This window comes from Parasphingorhabdus sp., assembly GCF_048269865.1.
In the GTDB taxonomy this organism is placed as follows: domain Bacteria; phylum Pseudomonadota; class Alphaproteobacteria; order Sphingomonadales; family Sphingomonadaceae; genus Parasphingorhabdus.
The window spans coordinates 26,441-40,451 of record NZ_JBLWUA010000001.1 but is presented as its reverse complement, the minus strand read 5'-3'; the positions used below and the strand labels follow the sequence as shown (position 1 = coordinate 40,451).

General features: G+C 57.5%; 16 protein-coding genes. 9 read left to right on the top strand and 7 right to left on the bottom strand.

The genetic code is table 11. The features are described 5' to 3' along the window. The first annotated feature begins 159 nt into the window (after positions 1-159). The 6 genes from ACN0WW_RS00240 to ACN0WW_RS00215 all read left to right on the top strand — a co-directional run bounded on the left by ACN0WW_RS00240 (position 160) and on the right by ACN0WW_RS00215 (position 4,876). Positions 160-789, top strand: coding sequence for a glutathione S-transferase family protein (locus ACN0WW_RS00240; RefSeq protein ID WP_417608184.1), 630 nt, complete (start codon positions 160-162; stop codon positions 787-789). Further along, positions 786-1,334 carry a VOC family protein gene (locus tag ACN0WW_RS00235; RefSeq protein WP_417608182.1) on the top strand — a complete coding sequence of 183 codons (549 nt, stop codon included), beginning with the start codon at positions 786-788 and terminating at the stop codon, positions 1,332-1,334. Before ACN0WW_RS00240 ends, ACN0WW_RS00235 begins: the two co-directional genes overlap by 4 nt. Next, positions 1,335-2,120 (top strand): ThuA domain-containing protein, encoded by a 786-nt coding sequence (locus tag ACN0WW_RS00230; RefSeq protein ID WP_417608179.1) that lies wholly within the window; start codon positions 1,335-1,337, stop codon positions 2,118-2,120. It begins immediately after the preceding gene. Positions 2,121-2,154: 34 nt separating this feature from the next. After that, positions 2,155-2,913, top strand: a complete 759-nt coding sequence (locus ACN0WW_RS00225; protein ID WP_417608177.1) for an SDR family NAD(P)-dependent oxidoreductase — start codon at positions 2,155-2,157, stop codon at positions 2,911-2,913. A gap of 104 nt (positions 2,914-3,017) precedes the next feature. Continuing rightward, entirely contained in the window at positions 3,018-4,085 is a 1,068-nt protein-coding gene (locus ACN0WW_RS00220; protein WP_417608175.1) for an NAD(P)-dependent alcohol dehydrogenase, read from the top strand. A gap of 47 nt (positions 4,086-4,132) precedes the next feature. Then, positions 4,133-4,876, top strand: coding sequence for a carbon-nitrogen hydrolase family protein (locus ACN0WW_RS00215; protein WP_417608173.1), 744 nt, complete (start codon positions 4,133-4,135; stop codon positions 4,874-4,876). 92 nt (positions 4,877-4,968) lie between these two features. Here ACN0WW_RS00215 and ACN0WW_RS00210 read toward each other — a convergent pair whose 3' ends face one another. Then, positions 4,969-5,712: an enoyl-CoA hydratase/isomerase family protein gene (locus ACN0WW_RS00210; RefSeq protein WP_417608171.1), complete on the bottom strand. Its 744-nt coding sequence runs from the start codon at positions 5,710-5,712 to the stop codon at positions 4,969-4,971. Between the two features lie 112 nt (positions 5,713-5,824). After that, positions 5,825-7,411 (bottom strand): fatty acid--CoA ligase, encoded by a 1,587-nt coding sequence (locus ACN0WW_RS00205; protein WP_417608169.1) that lies wholly within the window; start codon positions 7,409-7,411, stop codon positions 5,825-5,827. Positions 7,412-7,557: 146 nt separating this feature from the next. Between ACN0WW_RS00205 and ACN0WW_RS00200 the strand changes: the two genes are divergently transcribed. Together ACN0WW_RS00200 and ACN0WW_RS00195 are read left to right on the top strand one after the other, a co-directional pair. Next, entirely contained in the window at positions 7,558-8,379 is an 822-nt protein-coding gene (locus ACN0WW_RS00200) for a sugar phosphate isomerase/epimerase family protein (RefSeq protein ID WP_417608167.1), read from the top strand. Beyond that, complete coding sequence (locus ACN0WW_RS00195) at positions 8,366-8,839, top strand: nuclear transport factor 2 family protein (RefSeq protein ID WP_417608165.1); 474 nt, start codon at positions 8,366-8,368, stop codon at positions 8,837-8,839. Before ACN0WW_RS00200 ends, ACN0WW_RS00195 begins: the two co-directional genes overlap by 14 nt. 17 nt (positions 8,840-8,856) lie before the next feature. Here the strand turns inward: ACN0WW_RS00195 and ACN0WW_RS00190 are convergent, their stop codons facing one another. The 4 genes from ACN0WW_RS00190 to ACN0WW_RS00175 are packed head-to-tail and all read right to left on the bottom strand — an operon-like array spanning position 8,857 to position 12,434. Then, complete coding sequence (locus ACN0WW_RS00190; RefSeq protein WP_417608163.1) at positions 8,857-10,128, bottom strand: serine hydrolase domain-containing protein; 1,272 nt, start codon at positions 10,126-10,128, stop codon at positions 8,857-8,859. A gap of 10 nt (positions 10,129-10,138) precedes the next feature. Continuing rightward, positions 10,139-10,780: a CoA transferase subunit B gene (locus ACN0WW_RS00185; protein WP_417608161.1), complete on the bottom strand. Its 642-nt coding sequence runs from the start codon at positions 10,778-10,780 to the stop codon at positions 10,139-10,141. A gap of 2 nt (positions 10,781-10,782) precedes the next feature. Then, positions 10,783-11,727, bottom strand: a complete 945-nt coding sequence (locus ACN0WW_RS00180) for a hypothetical protein (RefSeq protein ID WP_417608159.1) — start codon at positions 11,725-11,727, stop codon at positions 10,783-10,785. Then, positions 11,727-12,434, bottom strand: a complete 708-nt coding sequence (locus tag ACN0WW_RS00175) for a CoA transferase subunit A (protein ID WP_417608157.1) — start codon at positions 12,432-12,434, stop codon at positions 11,727-11,729. The genes ACN0WW_RS00180 and ACN0WW_RS00175 overlap by 1 nt, the downstream gene beginning before the upstream one ends. A 90-nt stretch (positions 12,435-12,524) precedes the next feature. Here ACN0WW_RS00175 and ACN0WW_RS00170 point away from each other — a divergent pair, with 90 nt between their 5' ends. Then, a complete protein-coding gene (locus ACN0WW_RS00170; RefSeq protein ID WP_417608155.1) occupies positions 12,525-13,610 on the top strand; it encodes an esterase-like activity of phytase family protein in 1,086 nt (361 codons plus the stop codon). A gap of 4 nt (positions 13,611-13,614) precedes the next feature. On the opposite strand, the gene rpmB is transcribed toward ACN0WW_RS00170, so the two are convergent. After that, positions 13,615-13,905, bottom strand: a complete 291-nt coding sequence (gene rpmB / locus ACN0WW_RS00165) for a 50S ribosomal protein L28 (protein WP_417608153.1) — start codon at positions 13,903-13,905, stop codon at positions 13,615-13,617. Positions 13,906-14,011 lie beyond the last annotated feature (106 nt).

Genomic DNA, 14,011 nt, shown 5'->3' with positions numbered 1-14,011 from the left:
GAGACAAGTTAGCGCATGGGCCACTCGTTGCCACTAGTGATTATGGCAGCCTACCTGTTGTTTTTGAGGATAGCCCGGGGCGTTTACCTGTGTATCTTCACCGCGAAGAAGCAGATAGGAGTCTGCCCTGATCTGACATGTCCAAAGGAGAGCATTTTCGTGAAACTCTATTCGAGTCTGGGACCAAACCCTCGCCTGGTGCGCATGTTCCTGATGGAAAAAAACATCGAGGTGGAGCGGATCCATCTCGACATCATTACGGGCGAAAACCGGTCGGAAGAATATGCGCGGAAAAACGTGATGCAGACCACACCTACGCTCGAGCTGGACGATGGCAGTCTACTGACCGAGTCGACCGTGATTTGCGAATATCTGGAAGAAGTACAGCCCGAACCGGTGCTGATCGGTTCGACGCCGCTGGAACGCGCTGAAACCCGGCGCTGGGCGCGGCGGATTGACCAGGAGATTGCCATTCCCATGACCATGGGTTTTCGCGGCGGAGCAGGACGCCCGATGTTCGAACCACGGATGAATGTCGTCAGCCCCGAGGCGGCGGCGGAATTATCGGCCATGTCGGACAAGCATTGGATCTGGCTGGACGGCCAGCTGGGAGACAAGGACTATTTCTGTCACGACAGGCTCAGCCTCGCCGATCTGGTGGCCTTTTGCTTCATTAAATTCGGCGGCACCGTCGGATGGAGCCTGCCGGATGGCACGGACAATCTCGCCCGTTTTGCAGCGATGATGGAAGAACGCCCCTCGGCCGAAATCTGGCGCGGTGAAGAATGACCGGTAGCCCAGCCACCCTCGCCAAGCTCGGATCGATCATGCAGATCAGCTATGTGCCGGAAGATTATGACGCGGCTCTCGACTATTGGACGCAGAAAATGGGAGCCGGCCCGTTTTTCCACACCGAGAAAGTCGAAGTCGAGAATGTCAAATATCGCGGCGAGCCATCGGACATCCAGTTCTCGATGGCGATCGGCTATTGGGGGGATATTCAGGTTGAGCTGATCCGGCCCAACAATGACGCACCATCGATGTTCAAGGACTGGCGCGAAAAGGGGCTGCAGGGCGTGCAGCATCTGTGCCTGATCGTCGATGATCTGGATCATGCCCGGGCGCTGACCGAGGAAGCGGGCGGCGAGGTCATTCAGGAAGTCAGCCTCCCCGGCGGTGTCGGCGGTGCCTTTTATGCCGATTACGGCGGCGGTCCGGGGACGATCATTGAATATCTGCAAATCCCGCAGGCCGGTATCGACGGCTTCGCGGCCATGCGCCAAATGCATCTCGACTGGGATGGCAAAACAAACCCCGTGATAGGAAAAGAATAGATGAGCGAAGCGCCCGAACGCCGCCCCGACCAGAAACCGATCAAATGCGTGCTGGTCGCTGCCGGCAAATATCATGATATCGATTATGCCCGGCTCGAGGTGATGAAATTGCTCGCCGAGGATGATCGCATCCGCGTCCGGGTATTCGAGGATTATGAGAATCTAGAGGCGATCAAAAATGCCGATTTTCTCGTCAGCTATACATGCGACCTGAAGCCGAGCCCGGAAGCCCAAAAGAACATTCAGGACTTTGTCACGGGTGGCGGCCGCTATTTTGCCTTGCATGGCACCAACTCGGTCCTGAAATTCCTGGAAAACGGGCTTGTCGATGCACCGGATGAAATGCCGGTCTTCGTCGACACGCTCGGTACCCGTTTCCTGTCCCATCCGCCGATCATTCCGTTCACCGTCGACAACGTCCAGCCGGATCACCCGCTGGTCAAGGGCATTCCCAGTTTCGAAACCACCGACGAGCAATATCTGGTCGAGACCCGCGCCGAACTCGACGTTCTGCTCGACACTGAATATAATGGCACGGATGATATCAGCGGCTTTGTTCACAGCGACATCAAAAAGAGCCGTCATCCGGTCTTCTATATCCGCCGGATGGGCGAAGGCGCGGTGCTCTATCTGACGATGGGCCATTGCCGGGGCCATTATGATATGGAGCCAGTGCTCGACTGGTGGCCCGAAGTTGACCGGTCCGGTTGGCAGCAGCCGATCATCTACGACCTGCTGCGGCGCGGCATCGGCTGGAGCTGCGAACCCGCCATAGCAAAATTCTAACCCCGATTTTTATAGAAACACAAAGGAGAAGAAAATGGATTTGGGACTTAAGGGCAAGAAAGTCATTCTCACCGGCGGTAGCCGCGGCCTCGGCCGCGCTGCGCTGGAACATTTCGCTAGCGAAGGCGCAGACGTTGCCTTTTTCTCGCGTAATGCGGAGCAGGTCGAGACCGCGAAAAAAGAACTGGAAGCGCATGGCGGCAAGGTGATTGGCGATGCACTCGATATGACCGATCATGACGGCTATGCAAAATGGCTCGAAAAGGCGGCTGGCGATCTCGGCGGCTGCGATATTTTCATCCACAATGTCAGCTCGTCCGGTGCCGGCGCGACCGGTGACTGGGACGTCACGTTCCAGACCGACATCATTGGTGCCGTCAAGGCGATGGAAGTGCTGGAACCGCATCTGGAAAAATCCGATGACGGCAGCGTGATCTTCATGTCTTCCACCGCCGCGTTCGAAACCTTCGTCGCACCACAGGCATTCAACGCGATGAAAGCGGCGCTGATCACCTATGGCAGCCAGCTGAGCCAGTCGCTTGGTGAAAAAGGTATCCGCGTGAATATGGTTTCGCCTGGACCGATCAAGTTCCCCGGCGGCAACTGGTCGCAGATCGAAAAGGGCATGCCGGAATTTTATGAAGCCACAAAAGCTGGCTTCGCACTCGGCGATTTCGGCACCGCTGACGATGTCGCGCGCGGCGTTGTCTTCCTCGCCAGCCCGGCGTCCAGCTACACCACCGGCGCCCATCTCGTGATCGACGGCGGCTTTACGAAGCGCGTCCAATTCTGATTGCAAACCGCTCTCCCCTTTTTGGGCGAGCAGACGCGCTGCACTTGCGCTAGAATCAGGGCTCCGGTTTTTGGCCGGGGCCCTTTTTATTGAAAGGGACGACCATGACCGAGCAACAGACCAATGAATATCCCGCCAAGGGATATGCCGCCCACGCGCCGGACAAGCCGCTGGAGCCTTGCTCGTTTAACCGGCGGGGGCTGCGGCATGACGATGTGCTCATTGAGATATCGCATTGCGGGATTTGCCATTCGGACTTGCACACTGCGCGCAATGACTGGGGCGGCAGCCAATATCCGGTTGTCCCGGGCCATGAAATCGTCGGCCATGTGCGGGCTGTTGGCGAAGATGTCAGCGGCTTCGCTGAGGGAGACCGGGTCGCGGTCGGCTGCATGGTTGATGCCTGCATGGAATGCGACCACTGCAAGCAGGGTCTGGAGCAATATTGCCTGAACGGCGGGATGACCGGCACCTATAACAGCAAGGATCGCCGCGATGGCACCACCACGCGAGGCGGCTATTCCGACAAGATCGTCGTGCGCAAGGAATTTGTCCTGCGCATTCCAGACGGCATGGACATGGGCGCAGCGGCACCACTGCTCTGCGCCGGTATCACCACCTACTCGCCCCTCAAGCAGTGGAAGGTCGGCCCGGGCAGCAAGGTCGCGGTCGTCGGCCTCGGCGGACTCGGCCATATGGGGGTGAAGCTGGCCGCCGCGATGGGTGCCGAAGTCACTGTCCTCACCCGGACCGCAGACAAGATGGCTGATGCACAGGCCTTGGGGGCCAAGGATATCCTGCTGTCCACCGACCGGGAGGCGATGAAGGCCGCTGCGAACAGTTTCGACATGATCCTCAACACCATTCCGGTGCCCCACCCGGTGGCGCATTATATGCCTTTGCTGAAAGTGGATTGCGCACAGGTACTGGTTGGTGTGATCGACACGCTGCCCGAAATGCACAGCGGCCATTTCCTGGGCCGCCGGATCCTCACCGGCTCAGGCATCGGCGGCATCGCCGAGACCCAGGAAATGCTGGATTTCTGTGCCGAGAAAAACATCCTTCCGGAGATCGAGATGATCGCGATGCAGGATGTCAACGAGGCCTATGACCGGATGGAAAAATCCGATGTGCGCTATCGGTTTGTCATCGATATGGAGACGCTTGTCTGAGCCGGAGCGGGCTTGCCATGGCCGCAAGATGAAGTAGACAAATTCCGATGAGGATCGCCGCCTTCCAATGCCCGGAAATTGCTGACGACGCGGCAGGCGCTTGCAAGGCAATCATCCAATATTTGCGCTGGGCGGAGCAAGAGGCAATCGACCTCGTTCTGCTACCCGAGGCTTTCCTTCTGGGGCATTCCTATGATCCCGAGACGATTAGCGCACGAGCGCAAGAGGCCTCCGGTGCTGTTCTAGGGCAGCTATGCCGACAAATCAGTACATTTCCCGCGACACTGGTGGTCGGCACTTTCGAATGGGCAGCTCCGGACATATTCAATAGCGCGTTCGTCATCGAGCGGGGACATATCTCCGGACGCTATGCAAAGGCCTACCCCAACGAACCGGGAGTGGCTGCGGGCAGTAACTTTCCCATCTTTGTCAGATCGGGGATTCGTTACGGCATCAATATCTGTAATGATGCAAACCATGCCGACGCTGCCGAGCAGATTGCCAGCCAACAGGCCGATCTCATTCTTTTCCCGCTCAACAATATGCTGCCGTCGGCGACGGCTGAACGTTGGCGGGAAAAGAGCATACTGAACCTTATCAATCGCGCTCGTCAGACCGGCTGCTGGATCGCGTCATCCGACGTAACCGGCGAGTCCGGTGATCTGCTGAGCTATGGATGTACGGCGATCATCGCTCCAGACGGCCAAGTCGTGGCGCGGGTGCCAGAACACGAGGAAGGTGTTGCGGTCTACGAAATCCCGGACCGGAAGCCTGGCTCAGAGGCTGCCTAATACCTGTCGTCCCTCTCTGCCGGACGTCGTTGCCCAACACCGCAAAATTTGGACTCCGCATTATGGCTTCTATAAACGTAAAACGCGTCGGTTCACTTGCCCTTCCCCATAAAAGCCCCGATCCGCTCTTCCATATCCGGACCATGGCCTTCGGTCTCCATCACCTCCCATTGCAGCCCAGCGTCAAGCGGACCGCCATCAGTCGCTTCCAGCAGCCGTTTGTTCGCTGCATGAGAGAAACCGGAATTGGCGATAATCTTGCTGGCCAGCGTCTCAATCTCGGCATCGAACTGCTCGAGAGGTACGATATATTCGGCCAGACCAATTCGCACCGCTTCGTCGGCGTTGATCATATCGGCGGTAAACATCAATCGCTTGGCAGTCGCGATACCGACCCGGCGCGGCAGGCGCTGGCTCATGCCCCAGACCGGGGTCAGCGCCCATTTGGCGTGGGTATCGCCGAACTTCGCGCTGTCCGCTGCCAATATGAAGTCCGCCGCCAGCGCCACTTCCAGCGCACCGGTATAGCAATGGCCGTGCACGGCTGCGATTACCGGCTTGGGCAGTTTTTCCAGCATCCGCAAAGTTTCCGAATGCCATCCGCTCGACGGCACCGTCTCGCCTTCAGCAATATCACCGAGATCATGACCGGCGGAAAAACATTTGCCCGCCCCGCGCAGCACGACGCACCCGATACTGTCGTCCTTGCGCAAGTCGGCAACATGATCGCGCAATTCCCGGAACATCGCCACGGTCAGCGCGTTCAGCTTGTCCGGCCGGTTTAGCGTCAGCAGCGCCCAGCCGTCCCGGTCTTCGCGCAATACCAAGTCCGTCATGCTTCCTATCCTTTTAACCTGCCGTTCGCCCTGGGCCGGCCGAAGGGCGACTAGCCCCGTGCGTGGACAATCTCATCACGAGCGGAGCAATATTACGGTCAAGAGCGATCAATCAATTGACCGCCCGGTCCTTGCCTGCCCAATAAGGCGCGCGCAGGTCCTTGCGCAGGATCTTGCCCGAAGGATTGCGCGGCAGGGCATCGATGAAGTCGATCGACTTGGGACATTTATAGCCAGCGATCCGGGTCCGGGCATCGGCGATCAGCTCGGCTTCGCTCAGTTCCTGTCCGGCCTTGACCACCACGCAGGCCTTGACCGCCTCGCCCCATTTCTGGTCGGGCACGCCGATCACCGCGACATCGGCCACCTTGGGATTGGCATAAAGCGCGTTCTCGACTTCCGCCGGATAGACATTTTCGCCGCCGGAAATGATCATGTCCTTGAGCCGGTCTTGGATATAGAGATAGCCGTCCTCGTCGAGCGAGCCAGCATCGCCGGTCCTCAGCCAGCCATCGGCATCGATCGTTTCGGCCGTGGCCTCGGGCCTATTCCAATAGCCTTTCATATTTTTCGCCGAACGGGTCGCGATCTCGCCGATGGTGTAGGGCGGCAAGGTCTCGCCCGTCTCCGGATCAATGATCTTGAGCTCAACGCCCGGCAAAGCCGTGCCGACCGAGCGCATCTTTTCGTTGCCGTTGACGTCATGATCTTCGGGATTGAGCGTCGTGATCGTGCCCGACGTCTCGGTCATGCCGTACATCTGGACAAAGCCGCAGCCGAGCACATCCATCGCCTGCTTCATCAGATCCAGCGGGATCGGCGACGCGCCATAGGTGATATATTTGAGATTGGAGAAATCGACATCCTTGGCGCGCGGATGGTTGAGCAGGATCTGGATCGCCGCCGGCACCATGAAGATTTTCGAGATATTATATTGCGCGATCAGGTCCAGCGCCTGGGTCGGATCATATTCCGGCAGGACAATCGCGCTGCCGCCGCTAAACATCACGCCCAGTCCGGTGCCAGTGCCGCTGATATGGAAGCAGGGCATCGCGAGCAGAGTTATCTCGCCGGGGATCGGCTTCTGCCAATCCATCAGATCTTCTTCCGTGATTCCGGCGCTGCGCGATGAAAAGATCGAGCCATTGGTCATGATCGCACCCTTGGGGTGACCGGTCGTTCCGGAGGTGTACAGCTGCAACGCATCATCATCCTCGGCGCAAGGTACCATCGGATCGACCGGCTCAAAACCATCGCGCCAGGCGGGATAGCCGGGGAAGTCCCCTTCCGCCTTCTCGCTGCCCAGAATCATTTCGACATGCTCCAGATCATTCTGGATCTTGCCCGCCAGTTCTTCAAAACCGGGCCCGACAAAGAGTATTTTCGCCTGGCAGTCGTTCAGGACATAGGTAACCTCGGGCGGGGCGAGCCGCCAGTTGACCGGGACCATGACCGCGCCCAGCTTGGCCGCACCGACCATGATTTCAAAATATAGATGACTGTTCTTGCCCATATAGGCGATGCGGTCACCCTTGCTGACACCCTTGGAAGCCAGTGCTTGGGCCGCCCGGTTGCTGCCGGTGTCCAGGGCAGCATAGGTCATCTCGTCATCTTCAAAGGTGAAGACCACCGCATCCGGCTGTTCCTGCGCCTGAAAACGCACCACGTCGCCAATGGAAATAATTTCTTCTTCGGTCATGCAAATATCCTCTGTGCGCGATTCCGCGATCGGCTTTTTCCACAAGATACATAGAGAGGCTGCGATATGAAACAGCCTAGCAGATTGACTAGCCCAACAAGCCCTAATCCGGTGGCATCGGCCAGCAATTGTTCTAGAATTGTCTCATGCGTAAGCTGGCATTGCATCAGATAACGATGATGGAGGGCGGACCGGAAGGTCTCGTGCGCTTCGCCGCCAATGCCGGTCTCGAGGGAGTCTGCCTGTTCACCGCTACGCCGATCAATGCTGATGGCGGAAACATGTTCCCGGTGGTCGAACCGAGCGCGGCATCGGCATTCAAACGCCTGCTCCGCGACCATGATGTGCGCATAATCAACGCCGAATATTTTCCGGTTATGGCTGAGCGAGATGTCACGGACTATCTGCCCGCCCTTGCCTTGGCAGCCGAATTGGGTGCGAAACGCATCGTCACCCACATCCACGAAAGCGACCGGCACCGGGCAGAAGATCAGTTGTCCAGCCTGTGTCAGTTGGCACGCGACAACGAACTGGAAGTCGGCCTGGAATTCACCGGTTTCGCCGCTGGCTGCAACAGCCTGACACGCGCAGTGGAATGGCATGGTCATGTCCGGCAGCCCAATTTGACGGTCGCAATTGATGCCCTGCATCTCTTTCGCACAGGTGGCACGCTTGAACAGATACAGGCGCTGGACCCGGCCATTATCGGATACGCCCAGCTCTGCGACGGGCCCGATTTCCATCGGTCTGATGACTATATTCCGGAAGCCATGAGCCGAATGATACCCGGAGAGGGCGTATTCCCGCTCCGAGACCTGGTCGACCTGCTCGGTCCGCATGTGGATATCGATATCGAGGTGCCCCATTCCGCACGGCAGACGGCAAGTGAAGCAGCAAGCTGGGCACAATATGCCATTTCCGCCAGCCGCGAACTTTTGATGGAAAGACAGTCAAATGACCCACGATGATCTTCTAGACCGAGCCAGAATTAACGACCACGTGCTCGGCTATGCCACGGGCATCGACCGCCACGATTGGGAACTCTATCGCTCGATATTCACCGACCAGCTGACCGTCGATTTCTCGAGCTGGTCCGGTGAACCTGCCGCCACCATGAGCGCCGACGACTGGGTCGCCGGGGTCCGGGCCACGCTGGAGCCGTTTGATGCCACTCAACATGTCCTGACCAACTTCATAATCGATATCGATGGCTCGGAAGCCAGATGCACCTGCTACATGGCCGCTCATCACCACCTGGTGACCGGGGAACTGCGGGAGATGCACAGTATCGGCGGATATTATGTTCATCAGCTGCGTCGGAACGGTGACGGCTGGTTGATCCATCACACGCAGTTGAACGTCACCTGGGAAATGGGTGACCGCGCTCTGTTTGAGCTGGCGGCTGTGAGAGCGAACTCGGCAACCTGAGCCACGCCGGCCAAAGATCAGTTGGGCATGACCGGCTCTGCTAGCGGCACTTTGATCGCTGGCAAATCTGACAAATCAAGCCAATCATGTCCGCTCTCGCCATAATAGCTGTCGAGCACCGCAAAGGGCAACCGAAACGGTCTGCCCCAGCCATCATTCCACATAGCCACAACACCGGTTCGGCGGGCAGGATCGAATATCATCGTTGAACGGAAGCCGTCGACCGCTCCGCTATGACCCACCAATTGCCGGCCTTCATAGTTGAACGTCCGCCAGCCGAGGCCATAATAGGGGTTACCAAGTGCGCGCGCCAGGTCACCGCTATATACGCGTCTGGTGCTGACCAACGGCGCATGGGCCACGGCCAGAGCCTGGCTCGACAGAACATCTTCATTCTCGCCCATCTGCGCGCGCATCCAGCGTGCCAGGTCGATAATATTGCTGCTCACGCCAGCCGCTGCCGGAACCCGCCAGTAGGACTCTGACAAGGTTCGCACCTGATCGCCACGGTGGGGCCGCGCCCAGCTCTTTGCGCCGACAAGACCGGCCATGCCAAATTGCGCGCTTGTCATGCCCAGCGGCTTGAACAAGCGCTTCTGCACGGCATCCGAGTATAAGGTCCCCGCAGCCTGGCCCAAAATCTCGCTCGACGCATCAAAGGCGATATTCTGATAGCTGTGGCAAGTACCGGGAAGACATTGCAGAGGCGCGGCGCCAAGCTGGCTGCGAAGCAGACCGGGATCTTCACCATCCTCCAGCTTCGTATCATAGGCATTTTTGGTGAGACCTGTTCGATGGGACAATAGTTGCGCCACCGATATCTGCGACTGAGCGTCGCCCGGGAGCCGGAGGGACGAGTGCCAGATGCTCAAGGGCGCGTCGAGATTGAGCTTGCCCTCTTCCGACAGCTTTGCGGCCAGCGATCCCGCTACGCCCTTTGATACCGAGGCCCAGCGGAACACGGTTTGCGGCGTCACCGGCTCGCCGCTGTCCTTGTCAGCGACGCCGTAAGTCGAAACAAAACGCAGGTCGCCGTCTTCCACTATGGCCACTGCCAGTCCGGCCATTTCCGGACGCGCAGCAAGAGCGGCAAAATCCTGGTCAAGACGGCGATAGTCGATTTTGCCGTGCCAGTCGTCAGGCCGGGTTGGCAAACGCTTTGCTGCTTTTGGCTCGACAAGGGTCGCCAGCGGAAAACCGCTTTTCTGTTCAGACAGAGCCCGATAGCCGTACCAGCCGACCAGCAACAGAGCAGCCAGTCCGAAAAACAGCGCCAGAGATTTTTTCACATTCGGTATCTTACAATGCTACTTCATATTTTGCTGCGGTCTTCGCGGCAACATCCTCGGCGCTGATCCCCGGCGCAAGTTCGATCAGCCGGAACGGGCTATCATGATCAAGACGCTGGAAAACGCACAGGTCGGTAATGATCATGTCGACGACATTGGTGCCGGTCAGCGGCAGGGTGCAGGCCGGGATGAACTTGGGGCTGCCATCCTTCGCGCAATGATCCATCACGACGATGATCTTCTTCACCCCGGCCACCAGATCCATCGCACCGCCCATGCCCTTGATCATCTTGCCCGGGATCATCCAGTTGGCGATATCGCCATTTTCTGCAACTTCCATCGCGCCCAGCACCGTAAGATCGATATGTCCGCCGCGGATCATCGCAAAGCTGTCGGCGGAACCGAAATAGCTGGACGAAGGCAGTTCGCTGATCGTTTGCTTTCCGGCATTGATCAGATCTGCATCAATCTCGTCTTCATAGGGAAACGGTCCAATGCCGAGCATCCCGTTTTCGCTCTGCAAAGTCACTTCGACCCCTTCCGGAATATGATTGGCGACCAGCGTAGGAATGCCAATGCCGAGATTGACATAATAGCCGTCCTGAAGTTCTTTCGCCGCTCGAGCGGCCATTTCATCGCGAGTCCAGGGCATATTTATCCTTCTTTGTCATCTGGCTTGTTGGGCGTGATTTGGTTTGCTTCCACAAGCGGCGGTGGGACTAGAAACCAGCCGTTGTTGAACATCGATTCCAGGGTGATTGCGCCGTCGGGGTCGCGCAGATAAGCATAAAGCTCATCAAAATCTGTCCGATCATCACCCGCCATGGCGACAATGCAGTAATTGCGCGCTGCATCCCAGCGACGAACCTGTTTGCGATCATCTCCGCCGCGATCGAGGAAAAGAAAGTCCTCCGCGTCGGATTGCGAGAAGCCTGCCTCGTTCAAAATAGCGGAGATTGTTTGGGATGCCCCAATGGATTGCTCGGACACCCAGATCACGCTGATGTCAGATGCTCGCAAGCTGTGAAGCACTTCGACCAGTCCATTTTGCCGGTAGAGTGTTTCCGCCTTGATCCAGCCGCCCCCGGTCGTGTCATCCAGATCGATAACCACCGCCAACGGCTTGCCTTCGCATGCGATCGTTTCCGGTTTATAGATATCGACCCGCGGAACCAGAACGACGGAGCTGATCCCTTGGCCTTCAGCCAATTTCGCGGCTTGCTTCAAGGCGTAAGTCGCGAAATTGGCATAGGGCGATGAATCTTGACCGACCGGCTGAAAAAATTTCGCAAGATAGTCGGCGGCGTTACCGTCAATAGCGACTTCCACAATTTCAGAGGCACCTCCTTGTCCGGAAAATTTCTTTGCCGTACGAGGCAAGGCATCCCGCTCACCGTCGCCAGAGCCGACGGTCACTTTCCCAGTCGGCATCGCCAGATCAAGCGCACCGGCGGCGACCATATCCCGCTTCGCCTGCTCGCGATCAATCTGCCCTTTGCCGATAGTTCCGAGCGCTGCGAGTGGCAGCAATGCCGCAACACAACTGGAAAAAAACGGAAGGGCAGCCAGAACGATCAGGGATGAACGGATCCGATCCATTAGGCGTCTTGGCGCTCCCGCGTCATGCAAAATTCTATTTTCTTGTCATAGGGCGCGCCGTTGATCAGGCGTTTGACGTAGATACCCGGCACATGAATACAGTCCGGGTCCAGCTCTCCGACTTCGACAATTTCCTCCACCTCGGCGACACAGATTTTGCCGGCGGTAGCCATTGGCGCATTGAAATTTCGCGCAGTCTTGCGAAACATGAGATTGCCCGCCTTGTCCGCCTTCCAGCCCTTGATCAGGCAGAGATCAGCAAAAATGCCGCGCTCGAGAATATAGGTTTCGCCATCGAAATCCTTGTGCTCCTTGCCCTCGGCGACCTGCGTGCCGACGCCGGTCTTGGTATAGAAACCGGGAATGCCGGCTCCTCCGGATCGACAGCGCTCGGCCAGCGTACCTTGCGGGCAGAACTCCACTTCCAGTTCACCGGAAAGAAACTGCCGCTCGAATTCCTTGTTCTCGCCGACGTAGGAAGAGATCATTTTCTTCACCTGTCGTGAGCGGAGCAGCTTGCCGAGACCTTCATTGTCGATGCCGGCATTATTGGAAGCGATGGTGAGGCCTTTGACCCCATCCTTCTGGATTGCATCGATCAGCCGTTCCGGGATCCCGCAGAGGCCAAAACCGCCGACGCAGAGATGCATGTCATCAAATAAAAGGCCGTTGAGTGCGGCTGCCGCATCCGGATAGATTTTCTTCATGTGCGCGTTTTCCTGACTGGTTGCCCAGCGTCTAGCGCAGGTGTCGCGTGATCGTCCAGAATAGATTATATTTGGGGCCAGGAATCGGTTATGCGCGGCCGCATGCGCCGCTTGCTCGCCTGTTTGTCACTCCTGTTCTTTCTCGTGCCGGTCACCTATGTGCGCGGCCCGGCCCCGCCAAGAAATAACAGCCAGTATATCGTGCTTGAGCCAATTGCGCTCGATGCGAGCGATCCCGCCCGTCGCCGGGTTGGCCAGCTCGCTTTTTTGGGCGGCTGGATCATCAGCAGCAGGAATGATGATTTTGGCGGCATATCGTCGATGGTGGTCTTGCCGGACAAACGGTTCCTGATGCTCAGCGACAACGGTTCGCTCATGGGATTTACGTTGGACGAACGGGCGCATCGGGCCGTTCGTCCTTTCATTGCGCCGCTGCCCGATGGTCCAGCGACCACCACCAAATATCCCAAGCAAAACTGGGACGCCGAGTCCTTCATGCACGATCCAGAGACGGATCAATTCTGGGTGGGCTACGAGCATCAACACAGCATCTGGCGCTATGGTTCGTCTTTGTCCCGCAAAGAAGCTGCGGCTTTCCCTGCGGCGATGCAGAAATGGCCCGAAAATGGCGGTGCCGAGGCCATGCTCCGTCTGCCCGATGGCCGCTTTCTTGTATTTTCGGAATCGGCAGAATATTCCAAAGGGGGTTATCAGGCGCTTATCTTCGACGGCGACGCATCTGAACCAACCAGCAACGCCAGAATTTTTGGCTATCAGCCTCCCAAGGGCTACAAGCTGACCGATGCAGCATTGCTCAACGACCATTCTGCGTTGATGCTACACCGCCGCTTCACGCCATTCGATGGTGTTTCCGCGATCCTGTCGGTCGCGCGATTAAAGGACTTCCAGTCTGGACAAGTGGCGCAGTCAATGCCGATTGCGACTTTGAAGCCGCCGCTGAAGGTGGATAATATGGAAGCCTTGGCAATCACCAGAGACCGGGATGGTCCGATTGTCTGGATCGCGTCGGATGACAATTTCAGCACACTGCAGGAATCGCTGCTACTGAAATTCCGCCTGCTGGATGACACGCCCGCTCAGACAGGCCCCAAAGCCCCAATCCAAAACGAAAAAGCCGGAGCGAGCCCCGGCTTTTCAACGTTAGAATCAGATTGATCGCTTATGCGGCAGAAGCCTGCTTCTTCGCGATTTCCTTCTTGAGGCGTTTGACACGCAGGCTCAATTTGTCATCAGAAGTTTTCATCAGCCAGTTGTCGAGACCGCCAACATGTTCCACCGAACGCAGGCCGTGCGTCGAAACGCGCAGCTTCACGCCCTTGCCGAGTGCATCAGACAAAAGAGTCACATTTTGCAGGTTGGGCAAAAATGTCTTCTTGGTCCGGTTTTTGGCGTGCGACACATTATTGCCTACCAGCCGAGTCTTACCTGTCAGTTCGCAAATCCGCGACATCGTAAAAGTCCAATTTCTTGTTATTGAGTGATTCCCAGCGGGAAAGAGCGGTCCTCTAACCACAATCGTCCGATGCGTCAAGCATCTCGGGGCCTTTTGCACGATA